The sequence below is a fragment of the Roseivirga seohaensis subsp. aquiponti genome, assembly GCF_001267955.1.
Classification (GTDB): Bacteria; Bacteroidota; Bacteroidia; order Cytophagales; family Cyclobacteriaceae; genus Roseivirga; species Roseivirga seohaensis.
In genome coordinates, this window is sequence record NZ_JSVA01000014.1 from 24,187 (window position 1) to 48,759 (window position 24,573).

Annotated in this window: 24 protein-coding genes; 6 read left to right on the forward strand and 18 right to left on the reverse strand. The window is 39.7% G+C overall.

The genetic code is table 11. The features are described 5' to 3' along the window. Window positions 1-10: 10 nt before the first annotated feature. From OB69_RS12570 to OB69_RS12600, 7 genes are all read right to left on the reverse strand, one after another. Window positions 11-1,567: a phage tail sheath family protein gene (locus tag OB69_RS12570; protein WP_053224094.1), complete on the reverse strand. Its 1,557-nt coding sequence runs from the start codon at window positions 1,565-1,567 to the stop codon at window positions 11-13. A gap of 145 nt (window positions 1,568-1,712) precedes the next feature. Continuing rightward, a complete protein-coding gene (locus OB69_RS12575; RefSeq protein WP_053224095.1) occupies window positions 1,713-2,219 on the reverse strand; it encodes a contractile injection system tape measure protein in 507 nt (168 codons plus the stop codon). A 28-nt stretch (window positions 2,220-2,247) separates the two neighbouring features. Further along, on the reverse strand, window positions 2,248-3,510 hold the full coding sequence (locus tag OB69_RS12580; protein WP_053224096.1) for a DUF2130 domain-containing protein: 1,263 nt from the start codon (window positions 3,508-3,510) through the stop codon (window positions 2,248-2,250). Between the two features lie 47 nt (window positions 3,511-3,557). Next, complete coding sequence (locus OB69_RS12585) at window positions 3,558-4,811, reverse strand: DEAD/DEAH box helicase (RefSeq protein ID WP_053224097.1); 1,254 nt, start codon at window positions 4,809-4,811, stop codon at window positions 3,558-3,560. A 324-nt stretch (window positions 4,812-5,135) separates the two neighbouring features. Then, window positions 5,136-5,330 (reverse strand): cold-shock protein, encoded by a 195-nt coding sequence (locus OB69_RS12590; RefSeq protein WP_053224098.1) that lies wholly within the window; start codon window positions 5,328-5,330, stop codon window positions 5,136-5,138. Between the two features lie 420 nt (window positions 5,331-5,750). Beyond that, a complete protein-coding gene (locus tag OB69_RS12595) occupies window positions 5,751-7,496 on the reverse strand; it encodes a DEAD/DEAH box helicase (protein WP_053224099.1) in 1,746 nt (581 codons plus the stop codon). Between the two features lie 256 nt (window positions 7,497-7,752). Then, window positions 7,753-8,163 carry a hypothetical protein gene (locus OB69_RS12600; RefSeq protein WP_157608569.1) on the reverse strand — a complete coding sequence of 137 codons (411 nt, stop codon included), beginning with the start codon at window positions 8,161-8,163 and terminating at the stop codon, window positions 7,753-7,755. A gap of 653 nt (window positions 8,164-8,816) precedes the next feature. Between OB69_RS12600 and OB69_RS12605 the strand changes: the two genes are divergently transcribed. Continuing rightward, entirely contained in the window at window positions 8,817-9,104 is a 288-nt protein-coding gene (locus OB69_RS12605; protein ID WP_053224101.1) for a hypothetical protein, read from the forward strand. Window positions 9,105-9,261: 157 nt separating this feature from the next. Here OB69_RS12605 and OB69_RS12610 read toward each other — a convergent pair whose 3' ends face one another. The 6 genes from OB69_RS12610 to OB69_RS12635 form a co-directional block, all read right to left on the reverse strand. Further along, window positions 9,262-10,035, reverse strand: coding sequence for a hypothetical protein (locus tag OB69_RS12610; RefSeq protein ID WP_053224102.1), 774 nt, complete (start codon window positions 10,033-10,035; stop codon window positions 9,262-9,264). A 14-nt stretch (window positions 10,036-10,049) separates the two neighbouring features. Continuing rightward, the gene (locus OB69_RS12615) at window positions 10,050-10,781 is read right to left on the reverse strand and encodes a YebC/PmpR family DNA-binding transcriptional regulator (protein ID WP_053224103.1); all 732 of its coding nucleotides are present in this window, start codon (window positions 10,779-10,781) and stop codon (window positions 10,050-10,052) included. A 205-nt stretch (window positions 10,782-10,986) separates the two neighbouring features. Continuing rightward, the gene (leuB, locus tag OB69_RS12620) at window positions 10,987-12,093 is read right to left on the reverse strand and encodes a 3-isopropylmalate dehydrogenase (protein WP_053224199.1); all 1,107 of its coding nucleotides are present in this window, start codon (window positions 12,091-12,093) and stop codon (window positions 10,987-10,989) included. 5 nt (window positions 12,094-12,098) lie between these two features. Further along, on the reverse strand, window positions 12,099-12,686 hold the full coding sequence (gene leuD, locus OB69_RS12625) for a 3-isopropylmalate dehydratase small subunit (protein ID WP_053224104.1): 588 nt from the start codon (window positions 12,684-12,686) through the stop codon (window positions 12,099-12,101). A gap of 1 nt (window position 12,687) precedes the next feature. Beyond that, complete coding sequence (leuC, locus tag OB69_RS12630; protein ID WP_053224105.1) at window positions 12,688-14,082, reverse strand: 3-isopropylmalate dehydratase large subunit; 1,395 nt, start codon at window positions 14,080-14,082, stop codon at window positions 12,688-12,690. A gap of 1 nt (window position 14,083) precedes the next feature. Continuing rightward, complete coding sequence (locus OB69_RS12635) at window positions 14,084-15,247, reverse strand: 2-isopropylmalate synthase (RefSeq protein WP_053224106.1); 1,164 nt, start codon at window positions 15,245-15,247, stop codon at window positions 14,084-14,086. Between the two features lie 170 nt (window positions 15,248-15,417). Between OB69_RS12635 and OB69_RS12640 the strand changes: the two genes are divergently transcribed. From OB69_RS12640 to OB69_RS12655, 4 genes are all read left to right on the forward strand, one after another. Further along, window positions 15,418-16,962 carry a hypothetical protein gene (locus OB69_RS12640; protein ID WP_053224107.1) on the forward strand — a complete coding sequence of 515 codons (1,545 nt, stop codon included), beginning with the start codon at window positions 15,418-15,420 and terminating at the stop codon, window positions 16,960-16,962. Window positions 16,963-17,051: 89 nt separating this feature from the next. Then, entirely contained in the window at window positions 17,052-17,621 is a 570-nt protein-coding gene (locus OB69_RS12645) for a Crp/Fnr family transcriptional regulator (protein WP_053224108.1), read from the forward strand. Window positions 17,622-17,719: 98 nt separating this feature from the next. Next, window positions 17,720-18,880, forward strand: coding sequence for an iron-containing alcohol dehydrogenase (locus tag OB69_RS12650; protein WP_053224109.1), 1,161 nt, complete (start codon window positions 17,720-17,722; stop codon window positions 18,878-18,880). A 62-nt stretch (window positions 18,881-18,942) separates the two neighbouring features. Further along, on the forward strand, window positions 18,943-19,644 hold the full coding sequence (locus OB69_RS12655) for a type 1 glutamine amidotransferase domain-containing protein (protein ID WP_053224110.1): 702 nt from the start codon (window positions 18,943-18,945) through the stop codon (window positions 19,642-19,644). A gap of 120 nt (window positions 19,645-19,764) precedes the next feature. Here the strand turns inward: OB69_RS12655 and OB69_RS12660 are convergent, their stop codons facing one another. Further along, the gene (locus OB69_RS12660; RefSeq protein ID WP_185096907.1) at window positions 19,765-20,154 is read right to left on the reverse strand and encodes a fibronectin type III domain-containing protein; all 390 of its coding nucleotides are present in this window, start codon (window positions 20,152-20,154) and stop codon (window positions 19,765-19,767) included. A gap of 310 nt (window positions 20,155-20,464) precedes the next feature. Between OB69_RS12660 and OB69_RS12665 the strand changes: the two genes are divergently transcribed. Continuing rightward, window positions 20,465-22,015, forward strand: a complete 1,551-nt coding sequence (locus OB69_RS12665; protein WP_053224112.1) for a M20/M25/M40 family metallo-hydrolase — start codon at window positions 20,465-20,467, stop codon at window positions 22,013-22,015. A 139-nt stretch (window positions 22,016-22,154) separates the two neighbouring features. Here OB69_RS12665 and arfB read toward each other — a convergent pair whose 3' ends face one another. The 4 genes from arfB to OB69_RS12685 all read right to left on the reverse strand — a co-directional run bounded on the left by arfB (window position 22,155) and on the right by OB69_RS12685 (window position 24,573). Continuing rightward, window positions 22,155-22,574, reverse strand: a complete 420-nt coding sequence (gene arfB / locus OB69_RS12670) for an alternative ribosome rescue aminoacyl-tRNA hydrolase ArfB (RefSeq protein WP_053224113.1) — start codon at window positions 22,572-22,574, stop codon at window positions 22,155-22,157. An 11-nt stretch (window positions 22,575-22,585) separates the two neighbouring features. Then, the gene (gene yaaA, locus OB69_RS12675) at window positions 22,586-23,350 is read right to left on the reverse strand and encodes a peroxide stress protein YaaA (protein ID WP_053224114.1); all 765 of its coding nucleotides are present in this window, start codon (window positions 23,348-23,350) and stop codon (window positions 22,586-22,588) included. Between the two features lie 138 nt (window positions 23,351-23,488). Beyond that, window positions 23,489-23,875 (reverse strand): rhodanese-like domain-containing protein, encoded by a 387-nt coding sequence (locus OB69_RS12680; RefSeq protein ID WP_053224115.1) that lies wholly within the window; start codon window positions 23,873-23,875, stop codon window positions 23,489-23,491. Next, window positions 23,872-24,573: a gluconate 2-dehydrogenase subunit 3 family protein gene (locus OB69_RS12685; RefSeq protein WP_053224116.1), complete on the reverse strand. Its 702-nt coding sequence runs from the start codon at window positions 24,571-24,573 to the stop codon at window positions 23,872-23,874. Before OB69_RS12685 ends, OB69_RS12680 begins: the two co-directional genes overlap by 4 nt.

The following is a 24,573-nucleotide window of genomic DNA, read 5'->3' on the forward strand; positions in this document are numbered from 1 at the left end:
CTTTTCTTTTTTACCCTTTTTGCATTTGCTGTTCAAAAGTGATCAGGATAAACTCAGCAGGGTGTGTAACTGCAACCTGTACAGACACCCTCATAATGCCGTTCAAAATATCCTCGCCTGTCATTGTACTACCCAAACCTACCGATACACTAAAAGCGTCTGCAGGTTTTGCCCCCACAAGTCCACCCTGTTTCCAAACACTGTTTAAAAAACTACTGATCATCGATTGAACACTCACCCAAGTATTGGCGTCATTCGGTTCGAATACATAAGCCATAGTTGCCGCTTTAATGGACTGTTCGATCATAATCATCGTTCTACGCACATTAATATAGCGCCAATCATTACTGTTGCCATCAAGGGTTCTTGCGCCCCAAACCAAAACACCCATACCCGTAAATGAGCGAAGCGCATTGACCGCCTTACCATCTAAAGGAACATTCAAGTCTTCTTGCATTCTATTATTTATATCCAGTGTAGGCTTAATTACAGCATTAATCGACACATTTGCTGGAGCGACCCATACGCCTTCATTGTTATCAACTACAGTGTATATACCCGCCATGGCACCACTGGGCGGAAGTACATTCACTTCAGACAACAAGCTATTAAACAGTTGATTATATACTTTACTCGCAATCATCAAAGCCTGATTCATATCTCCAATATTTGCGTCTGTTGATGCATTTTTGATTAGCGCTATGGCCTCTTCTAATGCAGGATTGGCTCCTTCTAATTTTTGTAATAGTGCAAATAATGCATCCGTATTTCCGCCATTAAAATTGGTGTAATCTAACTCGCTTGCTTGGGTAATGGTGGTTGTCAGAAACGGATAATAAGCCGCCCCATAACTCAGTCCTATGTTGCCAACGCCTTCTCTAAAATCATCAATACCTTGGGTATAAAGCACAGGGTCGGGTGAGTGACCTCCCAAAACATCTAAAATAGAAACTGCGGTTTGCATTTCTTCACTCTGACCTAGCATGGCCTGCATTAGACTGGCATTGTCGTCCTTACTGAGCAAAGTGGCTTCGGGCACCACATACATAGTGGGTTCTGTTTCTTTAATAAGGGTTTGTAAGCCTGCCTTCAATTCCGAAAGTTTAACATTGGGGTTGAATATATTTTCACCCTGCACCATTGCTGCTCCAGAAGGGCTTCCATAACCGCCAACCGACACAATGTAGGCTGTTCCCCCTCCATTCTGATAAAAGAGCCTTACACTGTTGTATAAATAGTAAATGGTGTTTGGGTCAGGGTTTAACGTGTAAACCTTATTTCCTAAAGTGAGGTAATCTCCGTTAGCTGGTGCTGCGCTCTGCTCCGTAATGTAGTATTGCGGTCTGTATTGCTGCGCAGCATTTGGTAGCATAAAATATTGTGCGAACTCAAAAAACGAATTCACTTTAACGGGTTTGTTTAAATAATTCTTGCCTTGGAATTCTGCCTTTGGCGTATAGCCAATAAAGGCAGGAACAGCCGTTGGAACTTGTACTACTGAATTGGGAAAGGCATTTGCTTCGTTTATATAAACGCCAGGGGTTTTTCTAGATCTAGGGTCAGTCATGGTAAAAAATTAAGCAGATGGATTGACCACAAACAATAATACTAAAACGGCCAGCCACCTGGTAGTGAAATTGATGAAAGTTAGCTCTTATTGGACAATAAAACCTATGAAAAATAACTTTATGTTGAAAAAAATCAAGACAGATCTATTGCCAATTTACCATAATGGCTTTCGGCATCCAGAAAAATTTAATTGGAGTTATACTAAGTGGAAGTCGATCTATTAACATATCGTAGACATTTCTTTCAACGGACAATACCCAATTTTCTTCCATTTCTTCGAGCTTCCCTTTTCTCCACAACCATGAACCACGAAAACCCTCAATTGAGCTTTTCCCAATTGCCGACCAATGAGCAATAACGGCTTCAATTAAACTATGAATCGTATTGAGTTCATCAGGTGTAACTGAAAAGTCGTTTTTGATTTCATGGTCTAGTGGCAATCCAGCAAACAGTTTATTTAAAACCAAATGGTGTTCTTCTTTTGGAGGGTTATCTAACAAAATATACTGAAGCAACAAAGCTGCTTTCTCTTGATCTTCTACCGAATTAAAAGCTGAATCCATGACCAGCCCCAGTCTTTCAAAAAGCAATGGAATAAAGCTTGACAGGATGACCAAGCCAGCATTCTCTATATAGGTTTCATTGTACATGGTTGTAATATTAAGAAAGAATCGCCTTTTATTGATCCTGTTCTTCAAACCCTCCAGGCAACTCTAAAGCTTTCACAGATTGAATGGCGTTGCCAGCAATGCCTTTGATGGAGCCGTACATGTCGATGGTATTGGTTACCACTTTATCAATTTGTTTTTCGCGTTCTTTCCAAATGCGTTGCATGGCCCTTTTCTCACTGTCCAAACCATTTTTCATAGAAGTGAAGCCTTCAACAATGGCTTCTACCTGCATGCGGAAGGTATTGCTGGTAAGGAAATCATAAAGCATATGCATTTTATCGCCTTTGTTTTCCTGTGAACTTACCGCCATACTGAGTTGTACAATGGATTCACGCAGCACCGCACAAAGCCCTTTAAATTCGTCATAATTACAAATCCAAATGCCGTCTCTTAAGCCCATCCGGTCCATTCCTGCAGGCATTACCTCAGTAACTAAAACACCAATATTGGCACCTCTTTCGCGGATATCCGCTTTGAATTTTTCAATCCAGCTGGGCTGAAAGTCTTTGGTGCGTTTACTTTCGTAGTAAATGGTGCCGCAATTCTGGCGGGCGCGGGTATTCACTACTTGAATACAATCGCCACCTCTGGCGCCTTTCTTGATCTCTTCAATGCTGTCTAAAGGAAATTGCCCCATCAGCCATTCTTCAATCGCCAGTTCTTGCACTTCGCCTTGCAGCTGCATAGAGCCCTGCTCCTGCTTACGCTTCATTTCTTCGGTAAGCTTCTTTTGGTCTTCCAGCTGCTTCTGCATTTCTTTAAAACGCATTTCATTCTTTTCTTCCTCAACTTTCCTAATTTTCTCCCTTTCGGCAATTAATGTGGCATTGAGGTTTTTCTGGGCTTCGGCTTCTGCAATTTCCTTCAGTTCCGATTTCTCGCGTTTTAGCTTTTCTATCTCTGCTTTGGTGCGGTTCAGCTCTTTAATCTGCTCTGATTTTTCGTTAAGCTCTTTTTGAAGTGTTTCAAATTGATCCAATTGCTCAGCCTGAAGTTGATGCTTCAACTTCTCTTCCATGGCCTTACGTTCTTCGCGTAGCTGCTTATCGAGTCGCTCTTTGAAAAGTTCATTGGCCTCCTTCTTCTTCTGTTCAAACTCCTCTTTCGCTTTGTTCAGTGTTTCAACTTCAGATTGATATCGCTGCTTTTCTTGCGCCAACTGCGCCTGATATTTCTGTTTGATCTCATCTTCTAACTGATGAGCGAGAATATCTTGCACATCGATACTGGTTCCACAATTAGGACATTTGATCTGATTATTGTTCTGCATGAGCTTAAACGTTCTTCAATTTTTTGTACTAATTCAATTAATGATTTTTAGCGTTTCTTTTTTCTTCGTTTCGATCTCTTGGCTTCAAATTCTGCTTTTTCTTTGTCGGCTTCCTTGATCAACTGCTGCCAGTTATTGGCTTTTGCATCCGATATATCCAAGGTATATTGGTAATCGTCATTCGTCACTTCCATGCGCTGAATAGGCTTGCCCAAGTTCTGTTCGATTTCGGCCAACACTGGTTTTTCTTCTTCGGCACAAAAAGAAAGCGCCTGCCCTTTTTGGGAGCCTCGCCCTGTTCTTCCCACGCGGTGAACATAATTGTCGGACGACTCTGGCATGTCATAATTGATTACATATTCCACATTGGGAATGTCAATTCCCCTAGCACTTACATCCGTGGCTATCAGTACTTTTAAGTCGCCAGACCTAAAGCGTTGCATGACTGATTTTCTTTCCTTCTGTTCTCTATCACTGTGAATGGTATCCGTTTCCAACTGCACACGCTCCATGGCTTTCTTCACCCTTTCTGCCCTTACTTTAGTGCGCACAAAAACGAGAATCTTTTGGTCCTCATGTTGCTTGATAAATCGCTCTAAGAAGAAACGCTTATCATCCATTTCAATAAAGGCAATTGCATGCTCAATATTCTTGGCAACAGGGTCTTTGGGGGAAATTTGAATACGAATAGCCCGAGTAACAAGCGAATATGCCAAGTCCTTAATTTCTTCATTAATGGTGGCCGAAAAGAAAAGCGTTTGGCGCTTCTTCGGCAAGTGCTTCATCAAATCACGAATGTCTTTGATAAAACCCAAATCGAGCATATGATCGGCTTCATCTAAGACCAAAATCTCTACTCGTTTTAAACTCAGGGCGCCCTGGCTCACCAAATCAAACATGCGGCCTGGTGTGGCAATCAACACATCCACTCCTTTTTCCAATTGCTTGATCTGTGGCTCTTGGTCTACCCCACCGTGAATACAATAAGTCACCACTCGGGTGTGCTTGCCCAAAGTTTTAAAAGTCTGCTCAATTTGTAATGCCAGCTCGTGGGTAGGCGCCATTACCAAGCATTTTACGCCATCGGGCCGACTTCCCAGTTTTCTTTCCTGAAGAATATGTAGAATTGGAATGGCAAAAGCCGCAGTTTTACCCGTACCCGTTTGGGCAATGGCCAATACATCTTCCCCCTTTAAGATGGGTGGAATAGATTTGTACTGAATATCGGTTGGTTTTTTATAGCCCAGTTTTTCAATACTGGTTTTAATGCCTTCGGCAATGCGGTATTCTTCGAATTTCATATGTATTGTAGTTGTAGATGAGCAAAGCCCACTTGGAATAAAGCCTTTAGGTAAAGTACTTTTTAACCGATGGCAATTTACGCAAAATATACTCCAACTTTAGCAGATGAAGCAGTGGGTTTCAGTTGAGGTTGGGAACCTCCTCACATTAGATTTTGAGATAGGGCGTGACTTCAAACCATGTTGTGATTAGCCACAAAAGGGCATAAAAAAACAAATCACATACTAGAGATTGAATTACCCTTGGGTTTTTCAGTGGTTTGGCATAACACCAAAACCGTTCTAAGTATATAATTTGTCTTTCTTAATTAGGTATAAAAGAGATTAATCGATTACAGTTACGTTAACTGCGTTCAATCCTTTTTTGCCTCTTTCTACTTCATATTCAACTTTATCGTTTTCACGAATTTCGTCAACTAGACCTGAAACGTGTACGAAAATATCGCTGCTTGAGTCTGATGGAGTAATGAATCCAAAACCTTTGGTTTCATTGAAGAATTTTACTGTTCCTTGCATTATTAATTAATCATTGTTATTAAAGCGGCTCTGAGTTAGCGTAAACTAAAGTGGCACTCAAATCCATGTTTTTATAGGGCCAAATCCTATTTTTTATCTTGTAACGGCCTTAAGCCGAAAAGGTCATATATGTGAAGTAAAAAAACCGAATTAAATTAATCTAGATGAGAACAAAGAGACAATCGAGGTGGGTTATTAACTTTTACAATGGCAAAGATACGGAATTAGTTGGTCTTTCATGTATTTTTAATTAATTGGCAAAGAAATAGTCAATTAATTAAGTTTAGCTTGTTTAAACGGTGAATTGGCTTTGAGAATACTCTGATTTTCAGGCTCATCTCCTGCTATAAGTAGCAAAACAAATTTCAAAGCATAAAAAAACCCGCCACAAAATGGCAGGTTTTCGATATGTAATTCAAGATCCTATAATCTTCTTCTTCTTTTTGGTCTTCCTTTATCTCGATCAGGACGCTTGTCACGATCTGGGCGTTTACTTCGGCCTCCGCCTCCATAACTGCTACCACCACCGTAACTACCTCCTTTGTTGAAAGAATCGCTACGTCTTTTGCGAGGTCTTCCGTCTTCGTCTCTATTTACACGAATACTTCTACCTTGAATTTCAGTACCTTCAAAACTTTCACCAAAACCTTTGTCTTTAGTACTGTCTACATCAAAGTAAGAACAGTTTTTCTGTAGCGATAAATCGCCAAAGAATTTTCTATCTACTCCAGAAACATCTGACAAGAAGTGAATGATATCGGCATTGGTCATACCATCAATCTCGCCTACATTAATGAAGTAACGATTAAAGCCGCTCTTATCGCGATTGGCAGGCGATCCACCGTGCGTTTCGTTCAAGTTTACATCCTCGTCTGGAGTCATAATGTGATCCAACTGAGTAGTAATTAAACGTTTAAGCAAATCTTCCTTACTTAAATCGCTAAAGCGCTCACTTACGGTTTTTAGAATACTGTCTGCTTGGTCGTCTACTTTAGTATTGATGATTAGATTTGCCCAGCTGTTAATTCTGCTCGACTTCATTTCTTCTAAAGTAGGTACTTCAATACGTTCAAATTTTACTTTGATACGTCTTTCAAGCTCAGTGATTTTACGGCTTTCTCTTGGGTTAATAAACACCAATGAAGTTCCTTTATTACCCGCTCTACCTGTTCTACCACTTCTGTGCGTATAGCTTTCCAGTTGATCGGGAATAGAATGGTGTAAAACGTGTGTTAAATCGTTTACATCAATACCTCTTGCTGCAACATCGGTAGCTATCAATAATTGCATTGAACGCGTTTTGAAACGTTTCATTACAGCATCTCTTTGTGCTTGGGAAAGATCACCGTGAAGTGCCTCTACCCCGTAGCCCATTTGGCCTAGTTCGTCTGCAATCTCTTGTGTTTCGCGTTTGGTTCGACAAAACATAATACCGCGCATGTCGGGCTGAATGTCTAAGAAACGTTTAAGCGAAGGTATCTTATTGGCCGCTTTAGTGATTACATACTTATGCGTAATGTCTACATTACTTTTCTGCTCAGTGTTTACCGCAACCTCTAATGGGTTGTCCATGTACTTACTAACAATCCTTCTGATCTCCTTCGGCATAGTAGCCGAGAAAAGCCATGTCACTCTATTTTCTTGCGTATAAGATAGAATTTCATCTATGTCTTCTTTAAAGCCCATATTGAGCATTTCATCTGCTTCATCGAGCACGACATATTTTACATTTTCTAAATTCACCGCTTTCCTTTTGATCAAATCAATCAAACGACCTGGAGTTGCTACAATAATCTGCGTTGGTCTCTTTAGCGCCTTAATTTGGCCCATGATGGCCGCACCACCATAAACCACTTCAATATTAAGGGCTCTATTATTTTTCGCAAAACTTACCAGTTGTTGCGCTGTTTGTTGCCCTAGTTCACGTGTTGGAGCCATTACAATGGCTTGAGTTGTAGGATCATCCAGATCGATTAAGTCAATCAATGGGAGTCCAAATGCAGCTGTCTTACCTGTACCCGTTTGAGCCAATCCAATAAAATCTGTTGGGTCGTTTTGCAACAACATTGGAATGGCCTTTTCTTGTACAGGGGTTGGAGTATCGAACCCCAGTTGATCAAGAACTTCAATAATGGATTGAGAAAGTCCTAGTTTGCTAAAATTATTCAATAATTCTTTGTTAAATGAGCCGCAAAGGTAGCTAGATCATTTTGGATTAGCGGTGTAATTGACGGGTTATTTGGTAGTTGGCTACTGAGAATCTAACAAAGCCCATTTTTTTGAGTTTAATGCGACTAATTTTACTGAAAGCCTTGAATTACAAATGACTAGCTACTGGTAAAATGAACTCGATCTTAAGATTCTGCAAAAAAAAGAGCCGGCTCCCAAACGGAAAGCCGGCCCCGGTCAATCTCAAAACAACAATTTATCTTCGATAGGCTACAGTATTACAAAAATCGATGTAGCTGTTACTTCTTAAATCTTCTACAGAATAGGTAAGCACGATGTCGCTATATTCTATATGGCCAACGCCTTTAATCAAATAGCCGTTTACTGTTTGACGGGGAATTCTTAATTCGTCACCATAAACATTGGCATATATTTCAATATCTGCGCCATAGAAATTTCTTAAGTAGATCACGTTACTATACGGGTCACTATTTTTTACTACACGCATATCGTATAGTGTTAATTCATCATAAGTCTCGCTATATTCTTCTACCTCATACCGACCAGTAAAGAGGTTTCTTGAATCTATAGGAGCTTCTTCTACATAAACAATATCACAACTGGATATTAGAAAGAGTAGGCTTAGACCGAGTAATGCTTTTTTCATTTTGAGTTTTATTTGGTTGTAATAGGTACTTTTCCAAAAGCGTGCCAAAGTGAAAATAACCACGAAAATGGAGCTCTAACCGCAAAGAGCGCGGAGGGGCGCAAAGTCCTGTTAATAGGATGAGTTTATTAAACATTTGCTCGCCACTATTTCAGAAGATATTGCTTCGTACCTCGCAATGGCGGTGACCGATGGAGCTACTCAAAAAACAAACATTTGTACTCCCAACATCTACTACATCGTCATGGCGAACCAATCCATGTCCATTGAAAGGAAAGTGCCAACGTGAAGCCATCTCACAGATTATTTAACCGCACAGGGAGCTAAATATCGCTAAGTAGATATGAAGATAAAGGCTTAAATGATACGGACAGAGTCCTCAAGCCCATAATGAGTCACAGGTTTGGAAAACCTGCGACAGTGGGCTTCAGTAGTTAGTGTCTTTTTGATACAAACATTCTTCAACACTATACCTCTTTATAGGTATTGACGAGAACCACCCTTTTAGGGTAACGCTTTACTATTACAGTTATCCAAATTTGAATTGACTTTGAAACTAGACAACTCAAGTTTAGCGTCTGACTATGACAATGGTAAAAACAGAAGTACATCTGAAAAGCCTAACAAGTAGTAAACTAACCAAGTAAATTTTTATGAGAATACTTGAACTTTATGCACGATTGGCTAAAAGCACTTCACCCCAGGAATCACTCTTTACAGGTAAATTTGAGGGGATTAAAAGTATCAACATGAGGCTCTCCGAGTCTGCAACAGGAACTGCCCACTTTGCTATATTTCAAAATGGTGTAGAGAAAATCAGCAAAAACATAACTGCTGGTCAAAGTATTAAATACACACACCCCTCAGGTACAACTGTAGAGTATTACATCAACAGTTACAGTGAAACTGACTTACCCAAAGCCCACATTATGATCTCGTAAAAAACGTTGCTATTGCCAAGGTTATACAAACTAAAAACTCCAACCACTTTTCAGTAGTTGGAGTTTTTAGTTTATTAACTGACAGATGCTTTCCTTTTCCCCCTAAGATCGGCAACTCAGCATGATGGTTCTAGGCTATTCCTATAGAAGAAGTTATTTATTGAATAGATTCCTTTGATAAAAAGAACTGAATTTCTTTTAACTCTTCAATCTCAATTTCAATCAAATCCGAAACATCAAAAAAACGTTGACCAATAAAGGACAGATACAAATTTTCCAAGTTCACATCTAAATATGAAGAGAGGCTTGACATCGAAACACTCCCACCTTCGTTTTTATCACCACCTAACCCCACTAAGTTGAGATCCCTTAAAACGGTATAATCCATCATTATCCATTTAGTTTTCGGAGTTAGAGAATCAGGCTTGTTTCTACTATTTGATTCAAAAGATATTGGGTTAAAGTCAGCAATTGAACTGATTCGCCCAATAAATGCAAGGAGCTTTATTTGTTCGTAAGTCAATTTTTCAGCTATTGAAAGAAGAGTGTTGGCAATACCTGGCTCACAATCCTTAAATGCAACATTACCTAACAAATTAGCATAGACCAATAACTTATTCTCTCTATGCTCCTCTAATGATTTACGCATAACTCCCTCTTGAAACTCCTCCATTTCAGTTCTTCCGAACTTTGTCAATGAATCAAATTTACAGGAAGGAGCTAAGCCTAATTCAATGTTTTTTCTGTATTTATCCCAAGCTAAAATAACAGTGTGTGACAACTTCGTTTTTTCTCTTTTACTCAGGTTCTTTTTAAGAAACTCCTCTACACCAATATTCAAGGCAGTCATGGAGATTACTTCAATTATAGCAGGGAAATTAACTTGATCTGCTACTTCTGAAAGTAGTTCTTTTGAAAGTTCAGAAATCACATTATTCAAATGCATTACCCTACATTGGTATACACCGCTTGTACATCATCATCTTCGTCAATCTTATCAATCAGCTTATCGATTTCTTCCATTTGCTCTTCAGTAAATTCTACCGGAGTAGTTGGGAAACGCTTTAAGCTGGCGCTTTTAATTTCTATCCCTTTTTCTTCCAAAGCCTTTTGTAACTGACCAAAGTTGGTATAGTCGCCATATATAGCCACCATCATTTGATCTTCGTCTTCTTCAGTTGGGTATTCCTCAATTTCTTCAAGACCCGCATCAATAAATTCGAATTCCAACTCTTCCAAATCCATGTCATCAGTCTTCAAAAATTCAAAAACCGACTTTCTATTGAACATGAATTCTAAAGAACCATTAGGCACTACTGCCCCACCCGCTTTATTAAAATATGACTTCACATTGGCCACCGTACGGTTTTGGTTGTCGGTTGCACATTCAACAAAAACCAACACACCATGTGGGCCTTTGCCTTCGTAGTTCATTTCGATATAGGCCTCAACATCTTTGCTTGTAGCTCTTTTAATGGCCGAGTCGATGTTGTCTTTAGGCATATTTTGCGCCTTAGCATTTTGGATAGCCGTTCGCAAAGCAGAATTCATATGAGGATCGCCACCGCCTTCTTTAGCGGCCATAGTAATGGCTTTGGCTAGTTTTGGAAATACTCGGGACATCATGCCCCATCTTTTCATTTTTCTACCCTTACGAAATTCAAATGCTCTTCCCATAATTTCAAATGCTTAATTCTACCCGAAGCCTAAAAATTGATATCTAAAACTGCTCAGGGTTTTAACAAAGGCAAAAATAAGAAGACTTGGGAATTAGGCTTTACACAAGGGTGCTTTTTTTAAGCATAAACAAATTAGCTAATAAAACTAAAGCCCCAAAACTCTCGCATTGGGGCTTTCGCTAATTAACAAACCACTAACAAACTCAGATAATCGTGCTGAGACCAATCTGAATGTTATTTTGAGAGCCAGAGGCTTCACCGTCCAAAATATGGTTGACAATAAAGTCGCCCACCCTGTCGGTGCCAAAGCCTTGGCCTTTTGATAAATCTTGTGTTACCATTCCATTGCGTAGCGAAGCATTTACCGCTTGTCTCACTTCTATGGCTTCATCTATTAAATCTAAATGATCCAATAACATGGCTACGGATAAAATTGTGGCAATTGGATTGGCAATATTTTGGCCTGTCGCCTGTGGGTATGAACCATGAATAGGCTCAAACATCGCAGTTTTATTTCCTACCGAAGCAGAAGGCAATAAGCCCATGGAGCCACCAATTACCGAAGCTTCATCAGAAATAATGTCGCCAAACATATTTTCAGTAAGTACCACATCAAACTGCTTTGGATTCTGGATCATTTGCATGGCCGCATTATCCACAAACATGCAATCGAGCGTTACATTAGGATATTCCTTGGCCATGGCAGTCACTTTCTCTCTCCATAAGCGGGAAGTTTCCAACACGTTGGCCTTGTCGATCAAAGTCAGTTTTTTCTTTCTGTTTTGGGCAGCTTTAAACGCCAAATGCGCAATACGCTCAATTTCGGCATAGGAATATGTGCAATGATCGTAAGCAGCATCTTCCGTTCTGCCTTTTTCACCAAAGTAAATCCCGCCAGTCAGTTCTCGGTACACCACAAAGTCAACCCCTGTAATTCGATCAACTTTAAGTGGCGACATGTGCAAAAGGCTATCATAAGCCGTTACAGGACGAATATTGGCAAAAAGCCCAAGTTCCTTTCTTAGTTTAAGCAAACCCTGCTCTGGCCTCACTTTAGCCGAAGGATCATTGTCATATTTTGGGTGACCAATGGCACCAAACAAAAAAGCATCTGATTGTTTACAAACCGCCAAAGTTTCATCGGGCAATGGATTTCCCGTTTCGTCAATGGCCGCTGCGCCTACCAAGGCGTATTCATAATCAAATTGGTGGTTGAATCGGGAAGCAATTGCATCGAGCACTTTGATTCCTTCCGCTACCACTTCTGGGCCTATGCCATCTCCTGGCAACACTCCTATTTTCTTCTTCACTCCCATTATATTGTTATCGCCTGTTTTTCAAAGGCTTCTATTTCATTTTTAATACTTACTAAATAATCAATGTCGTCATAGCCGTTAATCAGACATTCTTTCTTGTAAGGATTCACTTCAAACGATTCTTCAAATCCATTGAAAGAAATGGACTGATTTACCAAGTCTACTTCTACCTTAGTATCTGGAATCAATATTATTGTTTCCATTAACTCCTCCAGAAAACCTTCAGAAACTTGAACAGGTAATAAGCCATTATTCAAGGCATTGCCTTTGAAAATATCGGCAAAGAAGCTAGACACGACTACTCTAAAACCGTAATCATAGAGCGCCCAAGCGGCATGTTCACGAGATGAACCACAACCAAAATTTTTGCCCGCCACAAGAATACTTCCCTCATAAGCTGTATCATTTAATACAAAATTTGCTTTAGGACTATTGTCTGAATTATATCGCCAATCCCTGAAAAGGTTCTCTCCAAAACCTTCTCGGGATGTGGCTTTTAGAAAACGGGCGGGTATGATTTGATCCGTGTCAATATCTTCATGAGGCAATGGAACTGCCCTGCTAAGTACTTTTACAACTTTCTCCATCTCAATTCAAAAATTCAGTGATGTCAACAATTTTACCTTGCACGGCCGTAACCGCAGCCACCAACGGACTTGCCAATAAGGTTCTAGAACCAGGGCCTTGTCGGCCTTCAAAGTTTCGGTTGGAAGTAGAAACACAGTAAGCTCCAGCAGGCACCTTGTCATCGTTCATTCCCAAACAGGCAGAACAACCCGGTTCGCGAAGCTCAAAACCTGCTTCTTTCAACACAATATCCAAACCTTCGGCAATGGCTTGTTTTTCTACTTGTTTAGAGCCAGGAACAATCATGGCCTGAACGTGTGCTGCTTTTTTCTTACCTTTCACATAGTCAGCCACAATCCTCAAATCTTCGATTCTGGAATTGGTGCAACTGCCTATAAAAACATGGTTAATTTCTTTACCCAGTAACGATTCGCCCGGAAAAAAGCCCATGTAATCAAGAGATTTACGATAGCTATCCTGGTTAGAAGCTGCCAGTTTCTCTGGAATATTGCCCTTGATTTTAATGCCCATACCCGGATTCGTACCATAGGTAATCATAGGCTCAATGTCGGCTGCGTCAAAATGGTATTCTTTGTCAAAAATTGCATCAGCGTCAGAATAAAGGGTTTTCCAATAGGCAACAGCTTGTTCAAATGCTTCGCCTTTCGGTGCAAACTCTCTTCCTTCAATGTAATTGAAAGTAGTTTGGTCAGGCGCAATCATTCCGCCCCTCGCTCCCATTTCAATACTCATATTGCAAATGGTCATTCGGGCTTCCATAGAAAGCGAACGAATAGCAGAGCCAGCATACTCAATAAAGTAACCTGTACCTCCAGCGGCCGTCAATTCAGCAATAATGTGAAGAATGATGTCCTTGGCCAAAACGCCTTTATTCAATTCGCCATCCACAGTAATGCGCATGGTTTTAGGCTTAGATTGCAACAGGCACTGCGAAGCCATTACTTGGGCTACTTGGCTAGTACCAATACCAAAAGCAATGGCTCCAAAAGCTCCGTGGGTAGAAGTATGTGAATCGCCACAGACCATGGTTCTGCCTGGTAAAGTAATGCCCAACTCAGGCCCAATTACATGCACAATGCCTTGAAATGGATGCCCTAAGCCATACAATTCTACGTCAAACTTGGCGCAGTTTTCTAACAAGCGATCTACCTGATGTTTAGATAGCGCATCTTTAATAGGCAAATGCTGGTCTTTTGTAGGAATGTTATGGTCGGGCGTAGCCACCATTTTCTCCTTACGGAAAAGTGGCAAATTCCTTGTTTCCAGTTCCGAAAATGCCTGAGGGCTGGTTACCTCATGGATCAAGTGGCGATCGATGTATAATACATCCGTTCCGCCATCAATTTGTTTCACCACATGGGCGTCCCAAACTTTATCAAAAAGTGTCTTTCCCATATTAAACTGCCATTTGATATTTCAGATCTGACAATTGATGTAAGTCCTCATCAAAAACCTCTTTTTTACTGTCGGCTACCTGAAGGAAATTAGCGTAAACCACATCCAGTTCATCGCGGGTAAGTTCATAACCAATATTTTTCATTCGGTAAGCCAATGCAGCCCTTCCGCTACGAGCAGTAAGCACGATGGAAGAGTGATCTACCCCAACATCTTTAGGGTCGATAATTTCATAGGTATCTCTTCGCTTAATCACACCATCTTGGTGAATTCCAGAAGAATGAGCAAAAGCATTTGCCCCTACAATGGCCTTGTTAGGCTGTACTGGAACCCGCATAGTTTCCGACACATACTTCGACAAGGCTGTCAATTGTTTGGTATCAATTCCTGTGGTTTTTCTAAGGTAAGGGTGTTGTTGTAAAACCATCACTACTTCCTCTAAAGCAGTATTTCCTGCCCTTTCGCCAATACCGTTAATGGTACATTCTATTTGCGTTGCGCCATTAATTACGCCTGCAATTGAGTTGGCCGTAGCCATGCCCAAATCATTATGACAATGGGTAGAAATGGTTACATTTTCGATACCTCTTACATTGAACTTGAGGTAGGCAATCTTCTCTCCATATTCACTCGGCAAACAATAGCCTGTAGTGTCTGGAATGTTCACCACTGTTGCGCCAGCTTTTATGGCCTGCTCGCATACATAAGCTAAAAATTCATTGTCGGTTCTTCCTGCATCTTCTGCATAAAACTCCACATCTTCTACATACTTTTTAGCCAAAGACACTGCTGCTACTGCGCGTTCAACAATTTTCTCTCTGGTGGTATTGAGCTTGTATTTGATGTGTGATTCGGAGGTTCCAATTCCAGTATGAATTCTTGGTCGTTTGGCATACTTAACAGCCTCTGCAGCTGTAATTATATCCTTTTCAACCGCACGACTTAATGCACAAACGGTGGCGTTTTTTACCAATTTTGAAATCGCCTCAACTGACTCGAAATCTCCTGGGCTTGAAATAGGGAAGCCAGCTTCAATTACGTCAACACCAAGAAGCTCTAGCCTTTCTGCTACTTCCAATTTCTCCTTAGTATTCAACTTACAGCCAGGCACCTGCTCGCCATCGCGTAATGTCGTATCAAAGATTTGTATTTTCTGTCTATCCATCGTTTATTTGGGCTCTGTACTTTATTCTTTAAACACATTTTTATTCTTAATTGAAATTAGTGGGCGCCTACTGCGAGGCCAAAACTGATGCTAGAGATTCTACTATTTTTATAGCGAACTCTGTATTTCTATATTACTGTATATCAATTAATTGAAAAGAATAAAATACAATGGCTAACCCCAAGCAGGATTCATTATTTGAGCTAATAAAATCGCTAACAAAATCAGAGAAGCGACATTTTAGAATGTTCGTTAACCGCAGTGGCAACTCAGAAGGTGTAAAGTTTGTCAAGCTTTTCGATGTAATGGATAGCATTAAACACTACGATGACAAGCTTATTTTAGACAAAGTAAAGAGCATTAAAAAAGAACAACTGTCTAACCAAAAGGCCAACCTTTTTAAGCAGATACTAGCCAGTTTAAAGCAATTTCATATTGGGCATCATGTAGACATGCAGTTGCGCGAAAGTCTAGATCATGCTAAACTTTTATACAACAAAGGCTTTTACAAACAAGCCTTAAAACTACTCGACAAAGCGAAAAATCAAGCCAAAGACACAAAGCATCATGCTTTGGTTTTGGAAATATTAGAGTTCGAAAAAATGATAGAGTCGCAGTACATTACTAGAAGTATTGAAACCCGTGCAGAGCAATTAACTAATGAGGTGAATGAAACTTCCGACTTACTCGTTTCTACACACCAATTGTCCAATTTGACACTCAACCTTTACAGCCTTTTCCTTCAAAAAGGTTATGCTAAAAATGAGGACGACTTTATTGAAGTAACAACCTACTTTAAGGCCAATTTTCCTAAGCTGGATATGTCAAACCTCAGTTTCTATGAGCAAATGTATTTTCATCAGTGCCAGATTTGGTATAATAACATTGTTCAGAACTTCCCTAACTCCTACAAACATGCCAAGGCTTTGGTTGACTTGTTCAAGCAAAACCAAGACATGGCCACCAAACAGCCCGTGTTGTTTATCAAGAGTTATAGCAATTTGCTCACTGCCCTATTCCAGCTTCAGTATTATTCTGTTTTTTGTGAAGTGTTGAACGAAGTAGAGGAACTTTCGAAAAATAAAGACATAGTAAAAGACCTAAATACCGAGGTGTTGATTTTTAAGTTTATGTGGGTTTCAAAAATCAACAAAGCCTTTATGGAAGGTAACTTTGAGGAAGGAACGTACATGGTGCCAAAGCTTTTGAAAAAACTCAATGAATATGAAGATAAGATCGACCCAGAGCGTGTATTGCTCTTTTATTATAAAATAGCCACGCTTTATTTTGGTTCAGGAAATAACCGAAAAGCAATTTTCTACCTGAATAAGATTATCTACTTTAAGGACATTAGCTTAAGAGAAGATATTCATTGTTTTGCTAGAATCCTTAACCTAATTGCTCATTTCGAGGATGGGCAAGATTTTCATTTGGAGTATCAAATTAAGTCTACTTTCCAGTTTATTGGAAAAATGAACGACCAACAGGCTGTTCAAAAAGAGATTTTCAACTTCTTAAGAAAAACAGGAAAAATTAAGCCTAACCAACTGAAACAAGAGTTTCAGCTACTTTATGATAGACTGGAGATACTTAACAACAACCTTTATGAAAGGCGTCCTTTCCTTTATTTGGACATTCTTTCGTGGCTCAAAAGCAAAATTGAAAACCGACCAGTACAAGAGGTAGTACAAGAGAAATTCAAAACTTTAAAATAGTTTTTCGTTAAGTATCACTATTAAGAAAAAACAAGGCCATTGAACTTCATTGTGCCTATTTTAAGGCAATTATTGATTCAGGTTTAAAAATGCACATTGAAGACATATTTAAAGGACTTACTCTAACAGAGTCAGAGAAACGACTAATTCAAGATCGAATACATTCCGTAGAGGCTAAAAAAGGCGAATTACTTTTAGAACCTGGGCAAACTGTGCATTACCAATACTATGTGGCCAATGGCTGTTTACGTTCCTTTTTCGTGGACCATTCAGCAAAAGAGCACACCATTCAATTTGCCATAAAAGATTGGTGGATTAGCGACTATACGGCCTTCTATAAAGAATCAGCTGCTATTTTGAGTATCGAATGTATTCAGAACGCTACATTATACCGTTTCTCCAGAACAGACATGGAAGAAATCTTCAACCAAATTCCCAGCGTAGAACGTTTTTTCAGGTTGAAAACAGAATCTTTTATCAGTTCGTTTCAAAAAAGAATTATTGGCGATTTAGCCAAGTCGGCCACTGAACGCTATACAGACTTTGTTCACGACTACCCTAATATTGAATCATTAGTTAAGAATTATCACATCGCCTCATACCTTGGAGTCACTTCTGAAAGTCTAAGCAGAATTCGTAAAGAAATTGCAATGCATTAGCGTTTCTTATCATACATCATTTTTCTGGCGCAGCCTCCGTTTTACCTTTGTCATCGTATCATCCTCAGTAGAGGACCCTAATTGATAAAACGTAAGACATGAATAATTTCGAATTTAAGAATCCAACCAAAATCATTTTTGGAAAAGATCAAATACAAAAAATAGCTACAGAACTTCCTAATGACGCAAAAATACTTTTGCTCTATGGCGGAGGAAGCATTAAGAAAAATGGAATCTACCAGCAGGTAATTCAGGCTCTCTCTGGTTTTGAGTTCGAAGAGTTTGGCGGTATTCCTGCCAACCCAGAATATTCCATTCTACTAGATGCGCTGAATGTTATTAAAACTAAAAAAATAACATTCTTATTGGCCGTAGGTGGTGGCTCTGTTATTGATGGAGTGAAATTCTTATCGTCCGCTGCACTTTATGAAGGAATCGAGCCTTGGGAGATTCTTTCAAAGAGAATTCCAACGGTAAAAGGAATGCCTTTTGGAACAGTACTCACCTTGCCAGCTACAGGTTCAGAAATGAATTCTGGGGCGGTAATTACCCGTGCTGAAACCAAAGAAAAACTCACCATGGGAGGTTCTGGCTTATTCCCAGTGTTCTCTATTTTAGATCCATGTGTGGTAGCTTCAATTCCCGAAAGACAAATTGCAAACGGACTGGCAGATGCGTTCACGCATGTATTAGAACAATACATGACCTACCCTATTAACGCTCTATTGCAAGATCGATTTGCGGAAAGTATTATGCAAACACTGATTGAAGTAGCTCCTGCAATTCTCAAAGATCCCTCTGATTACAAAGCAGCCTCTAACTTTATGTGGAGCTGTACTATGGCACTAAATGGATTGATTCAAAAGGGAGTTCCAACCGACTGGGCTATTCACATGATGGGACATGAATTGACCGCACTTTACGGAATCGATCACGCACGTACCTTGGCTATAATTGCAGAAAGTCACTACACGTACAATTTCGAAGCTAAAAAGAAGAAGTTGGCGCAATATGCAGAACGTGTATGGAATATCACAGAAGGTAATCTGGAAGCAAAAGCTTTAGCAGGAATACGTAAAACCACTGAATTCTATCAATCAATTGGCATTGACACTAAGCTTTCTGATTACATAGATAACTATGAAGGTACAGCAGAAGAGATTGCACGCAGGTTTGAAGAACGAGGCATGACGGGCCTAGGCGAACATAAGTCGTTGTCACCAACCGATGCAGAAAACATCGTAAAAATGGCTTACTAGATGTCAAGCATTAACGCATAAATCAAATCGGTTTATGCCATTTCAGAATTAAAAAACAAACGATGATAAACGAAAATACAAATCAGAAAAAAGTACTTTTTGTACTTACCAGTCATTCAGAATTAGGGAACACAGGTGAAAAAACCGGTTTCTGGATTGAAGAATTTGCAGCCCCTTATTACTTTTTAAAAGACAAAGGTGTTGACATTACATTGGCCTCGCCAAAAGGTGGTCAACCTCCTATCGATCCTAAAAGCGAATTGGCCGATTTTCAAACGCCTGCCACAGATCGCTACAATAAGGACGAGGAGACTCAGTTATTAATTGCCAATACTGTGGAATTAAGCAAAGTAAGCTCAGCCGATTATGATGCAGTATTTTACCCTGGAGGACATGGTCCACTTTGGGATTTGGCGGAAGATAAAGAGTCCATTGCCTTGATAGAGTCATTCTATAGCAGCAACAAACCTGTAAGTGCTGTTTGCCATGCACCTGCAATTTTTAAACACACCAAAAATACTGAAGGCCAGCCCTTGGTTAAGGGAAGAAAAACAACTGGTTTTTCTAATACCGAAGAAGATGCGGTAGCGTTAACCAATGTAGTTCCATTTTTAGTAGAAGATATGCTAACGGCAAATGGAGCCATCTATTCAAAAAGTAATGATTGGGCACCATATGCTGTTGAAGACGGGCTTTTGATTACAGGCCAAAATCCAGCTTCTTCCGAGTTAGTAGCAGAAATGCTATTAAAACGGTTAGGTTAACTAATAATACTCTACCGTAACGGTTCCGATGTAACTCTAGCTAATAATAGACTTATAAAAATGAAGAGACTGCTGTAAATGGCAGTCTCTTCATTTTTATAGTTAACCTTATGTAATTGCCTACTCAATTGTTGTAGCACTTTTAACCGTTGATGGGGTTGAAGTGACTGTTCCTTTTTTAGCATACACTCGGTAATAGTATTTGGTTTTAGCAGTCAAACCAGTAACTGTAGCACTTGTTGTGGTGATTTCCTTTTTGTCGAAACTGGTCACTTTCGTGCCAAAGTGCGCTTCTTTAGAAACATCCAGTAAATACTTATCGGCTCCCGTAACCTCCGTCCAGCTCACCTTAAAAGTAGTGGCTGCAATTTCAGTGGCTGCATTAACTGTGGGGCTAGCTACACTTGGCGCTGGGTCGTCATCGTCTTTGCAAGCGTTAACACTGAACAATACTGTAAGCAATAAAGCGAATGAAATCATTTTCAATACGCTGGTCTTTTTGTTGATCATTTTCATTTGTTTAATGTTGTTTATGCCCCTTTGACTCACATATTTTGATTTCCGTTGGAATGAAAATTTCAGAATTGACTAAATATTTTTGGTGGATGAAATTTCGGTTTTGTAATACAATTAGAAGCAGATAGTTTTCGTTTTAAGCGGTTTAACTGATCTAGTTGATCTCTTAAAAAATTCTAAAAACGTAATAATATTGCTAGAAAAGCTGGTTCTCAGGAATGAGTGTGAGCACACCTTTTACATCATCGGTATGTCTGAGTTTAACATAGATTGATATCTTCGACCACAATCCAAATTTATCAAGATGAAAAAAACACTTAAATTATTTATGATTTTGGCGTTCTGTCTGAGTATCAATACTTATGCTCAGGACACTAAAGCCGTTGTAGACAAAATTGTAGCAGAAGCTAACAACAACTCTCAATTAGAAAAGCTTGCCTACGAGTTATTAGATAAAAACGGACCGCGTTTAGTGGGTACACCACAAATGAATTCTGCCAACGATTGGGCTGTGGCCAAATACAAAAGCTGGGGAATTGATGCCCGAAACGAGAAATGGGGCGAGTGGAAAGGATGGGAACGTGGAATTACTCACGTAGATATGATTTCTCCTCGTGTAAAAACATTAGAGGCTATGCAGTTGGCATGGAGCCCATCTACTAATGGTAAAGATGTAACAGGTGAGGTTGTAGTTATTCCTGATGTAGCTAACGAAGCTGAGTTCAAAACTTGGTTAAAAGGCATTAAAGGAAAATTTGTAATGATCGACATGGCACAGCCAACTGGTCGTCCGGATTATAACTGGGAGAAAAACGGTACTGAACTTTCTGTTGAAAACATGAGAAAAGACAGAGCCGAACTATCTAGAGCATGGTCTCAAAGAGTTAGAAATACAGGTTTAACCTCACGTAGCTTACCTGCTGCTTTAGAAGAAGCTGGTGCGGCTGGTATTTTGATTTCTAACTGGTCAAGAGGTTTTGGTGCTAACAAAATTTTTGGTGCCTCTACTAAAAAAATCCCTACCATCGATATAGGATTAGAGGATTACGGAACACTTTTCAGAATGGCTGAGTATGGTGACGCTCCAAAAATTACTGTAAAAACTACTGCGAAAGACCTTGGCATGATGCCAACCTTTAATACTATAGCTGAAATTAAAGGTTCTGAGCTACCTAATGAATATGTTGTGCTTTCTGCACACTTCGATTCTTGGGATGGTGGAACTGGTGCTACTGATAACGGTACTGGTACTTTAGTTATGATGGAAGCTATGAGAATCTTAAAAAAGGTTTATCCAAACCCAAAAAGAACTATTCTTGTAGGACATTGGGGTAGTGAAGAGCAAGGATTAAATGGTTCTTCTGCTTTTGTTCAAGATCATCCAGAAGTAATAAAAGGCTTACAGGCTCTTTTCAACCAAGACAACGGTACAGGTAGAGTAGTAAACATTAGCGGACAAGGTTTCCTTCACGCTTATGAATTCATCAACAGATGGTTAGCTCCAGTACCTAGCGCTATTAGAAGAGAAATTGACACTAACTTCCCTGGTACTCCTGGAGGAGGTGGTTCTGACTACGCATCTTTCGTAGCTGCCGGTGCTCCTGGTTTTAGCTTAAGTTCTACTAGCTGGGATTATGGCGCTTACACTTGGCACACCAACAAGGATACTTATGATAAAATCGTATTCGAAGATGTAAGAAACAATGCTATTCTTACGGCTATCATGACATACATGGCTTCTGAGGATGATAAATTCTTCCCAAGAGATAAAATTGTGTTGCCTGTTAACCCAAGAAACGGTCAGCCAATGGAGTGGCCAAGCCCAAGAAACCCAAATAGAAAAGGTGGCGAATAATTTGCTTCTGAATCTACAAAAATTGAAGAGGGTGTCTAAAAAGTAAAATAAACCCTCTGAGAATCGCGTATTTGAAAGCTTTCTCAGATAGGTATCCGAATAAAAAAGAGGCTGTCTTGACTTTTCAGACAGCCTCTTTTTAATACTTAGGGGGCTTACGCATTTCCTTTTTTTCGGAATGACTCTTTTTGCTTGTTAGTCGTTTTTCAATAGCGCCTTTAGAAGGCTTGGTTTTCTTACGTGGCTTAGCTTTGGTAAAGGCCTGCTCCACCGCCTTTCTAAACTTAGCAATTACTTCATCTTTGTTCCGCAACTGGGTTCTATGTGCTTCCGAACTGATCAGTAAATCACCTTCATTGGTCAATTGCTTTGCCCACTTCTTAAGTAAAGTCTCCTTTTCTTCTTCAGAAAAAACATTGGAGCTTTCAATATTGAAGCGCAAGGTTACTCGGGTTTCAAGCTTATTTACATTTTGACCACCTGGCCCAGAACTGCGCGAAGTCTGAAACTGAAGTTCAGGCAAAAAATCTCGTGAGGCTATGGTTTTTGGGTCTTTCACAATTTTTAAAACTAATCTCTTTTAAACAGCAAGTTACTTTCATCAGAACCAGCTTCATCAAAATAATAACCTTCGTAATCAAAGCCTTTTAATAGCTCTACTTCGTTGATTCTATTTTTAATAATGTACTGCGCCATTAAACCCCTAGCCTTTTTGGCAAAGAAGGAAATGATTTTGTACTGACCATTTTTAAAATCCTTAAACTCAACGTTAATCACCTTGGCTTTAAGTGCGGGCCTGTCGATGGCTTTGAAATATTCTTGAGAAGCCAAATTGATGAGTACTTTATCACCTTGCTTTTTTAAATCACGATTGACCTGATTGGCAATGGTGTCTGCCCAATAATTATACAATGTGGTATAATCATCAAAAGCCAAACGAGTACCCATTTCTAAACGATATGGTTGAATCAAATCGAGTGGTCTAAGTAAACCATAAAGGCCAGAAAGAATACGTAAATGATCTTGAGCATACAGAATATCTTCATTCGAAAGTTCTTCGGCCTCTAAGCCTACATACACATCACCTTTAAAGGCATACACTGCTTGCTTCGCTACTTTTGGGTCTTTAGATTTCCTGAATTTATTATAGCGGTCTACATTCAGTTCTGCTAAATTCTCACTGATGTCCATCAATTCTTGAATCTCTTCAGGCGTTTTCTTTTTCAATACACCAATCAATTCCAACGTTTCTTTCTGAAAACGAGGATAAGATTTTTCGGCATTACATGGAGTTTCGAAATCGAGGGTTTTGGCAGGAGAAAGTACAAATAACATAGTTGAAATTAAGCTTTATACAAACATACCATTTGAAGCCCTGACTTGTTTGTGAAAACTATTGAAAGTTTAAATATGTGATTGAAAACCTAAAGCGGACTGCAAAAGAAAAAAGCCCTTTCGGGCTTTCTGATTGATTTATCTCTGGATTTGTTTACCCCCAGCTTGCCAAGCGACAATGCCGCCTTGAAGCTCGTAGATTTTCTTGAAACCCATTTCCTTCATCATTTCAAAGGCTTGATTACTTCTAGCCCCTGAATGGCAATACACCGCCACGGCTTTGTTCTTGTTTAAACCTTCTAGCTGTGTTTTAAAACTAGGGCCATTGAAGTTGATCAAAGTCGAATTTTTAATAAAACCTTGAGCGTATTCATCTGGTGTTCTAACATCAATCACCTGCACAGTAGCGTCATCAGCCATTAATGCCTCAAACTCATTGGCATCTACTTGCTTGGCCACTTGTTCGGTACACCCTAGGGTTAAAAAGGCCATACCTAAAATGAAAAATATCGTTTTTTTCATCATGTCAGTAAATTCCCATCATCGTCCCAGGTAGCAATATCCATTCGTTTTGACTGATCAACACATTTTGCCAGCCATTCTTCTTCATAAGCCAAGCCTTGTTGTTTCAGTACATCTTCCGGAATACCATCCCAAACTCCTGGCATATTGCCTTTATAGCCCAAGTCCTTCACTCCCATTTCGGAAGTAAAGTAACCCGTCATAGTAAGGTTTCTCATGTTGGTAAAGAACCTTTCACCATGCTTTAATTCAGGAGCGGTTTTGCCTGGGTAAGCAATGCTATCGCAAATGGTTTTGTGTTGTTCATCATTCAGCTTTTTGAATTCCATTCCATATAATTTATTAGAATGAGAATCCAGCCAAGCCAAACCACCACGAATAGGCAGTTGGTTATTCGGCATATCTTTGGCAATAAATTCAATAAACTCAGGAACACCTGCATCACTTGCCGACCCAAATTCTGCATTTGCAGGAAGAATGATATCGCACAATACCGCAATGGTTTCCAGTTCATGTTCGGTGAAGAATGTTTCTGAAAGTACTTTGGCATCGTGCTCTTTTTCTGCTTCATTTCTTCCATAACCTGGAAGTTGCGGCTTTTCAGGTGTTTCAACTGTGCTTTCTGGCGCACAACCAGTCACGAGCAGGCCACCTGCTACAGAACCGACCAATAAAGATTTTAATGATTCGCGTCTATCCAT

Bases quoted from the DNA above. Each gene is read 5' to 3' on its own strand.
- OB69_RS12570 (WP_053224094.1), bottom strand. From the start codon at position 1,567: ATGACTGACCCTAGATCTAGAAAAACCCCTGGCGTTTATATAAACGAA.
- OB69_RS12575 (WP_053224095.1), bottom strand. From the start codon at position 2,219: ATGTACAATGAAACCTATATAGAGAATGCTGGCTTGGTCATCCTGTCA.
- OB69_RS12580 (WP_053224096.1), bottom strand. From the start codon at position 3,510: ATGCAGAACAATAATCAGATCAAATGTCCTAATTGTGGAACCAGTATC.
- OB69_RS12585 (WP_053224097.1), bottom strand. From the start codon at position 4,811: ATGAAATTCGAAGAATACCGCATTGCCGAAGGCATTAAAACCAGTATT.
- OB69_RS12600 (WP_157608569.1), bottom strand. From the start codon at position 8,163: ATGAAAAAAGCATTACTCGGTCTAAGCCTACTCTTTCTAATATCCAGT.
- OB69_RS12605 (WP_053224101.1), top strand. From the start codon at position 8,817: ATGAGAATACTTGAACTTTATGCACGATTGGCTAAAAGCACTTCACCC.
- OB69_RS12615 (WP_053224103.1), bottom strand. From the start codon at position 10,781: ATGGGAAGAGCATTTGAATTTCGTAAGGGTAGAAAAATGAAAAGATGG.
- leuD (WP_053224104.1), bottom strand. From the start codon at position 12,686: ATGGAGAAAGTTGTAAAAGTACTTAGCAGGGCAGTTCCATTGCCTCAT.
- leuC (WP_053224105.1), bottom strand. From the start codon at position 14,082: ATGGGAAAGACACTTTTTGATAAAGTTTGGGACGCCCATGTGGTGAAA.
- OB69_RS12635 (WP_053224106.1), bottom strand. From the start codon at position 15,247: ATGGATAGACAGAAAATACAAATCTTTGATACGACATTACGCGATGGC.
- OB69_RS12640 (WP_053224107.1), top strand. From the start codon at position 15,418: ATGGCTAACCCCAAGCAGGATTCATTATTTGAGCTAATAAAATCGCTA.
- OB69_RS12645 (WP_053224108.1), top strand. From the start codon at position 17,052: ATGCACATTGAAGACATATTTAAAGGACTTACTCTAACAGAGTCAGAG.
- OB69_RS12650 (WP_053224109.1), top strand. From the start codon at position 17,720: ATGAATAATTTCGAATTTAAGAATCCAACCAAAATCATTTTTGGAAAA.
- OB69_RS12655 (WP_053224110.1), top strand. From the start codon at position 18,943: ATGATAAACGAAAATACAAATCAGAAAAAAGTACTTTTTGTACTTACC.
- OB69_RS12660 (WP_185096907.1), bottom strand. From the start codon at position 20,154: ATGATCAACAAAAAGACCAGCGTATTGAAAATGATTTCATTCGCTTTA.
- OB69_RS12665 (WP_053224112.1), top strand. From the start codon at position 20,465: ATGAAAAAAACACTTAAATTATTTATGATTTTGGCGTTCTGTCTGAGT.
- yaaA (WP_053224114.1), bottom strand. From the start codon at position 23,350: ATGTTATTTGTACTTTCTCCTGCCAAAACCCTCGATTTCGAAACTCCA.
- OB69_RS12680 (WP_053224115.1), bottom strand. From the start codon at position 23,875: ATGATGAAAAAAACGATATTTTTCATTTTAGGTATGGCCTTTTTAACC.
- OB69_RS12685 (WP_053224116.1), bottom strand. From the start codon at position 24,573: ATGGATAGACGCGAATCATTAAAATCTTTATTGGTCGGTTCTGTAGCA.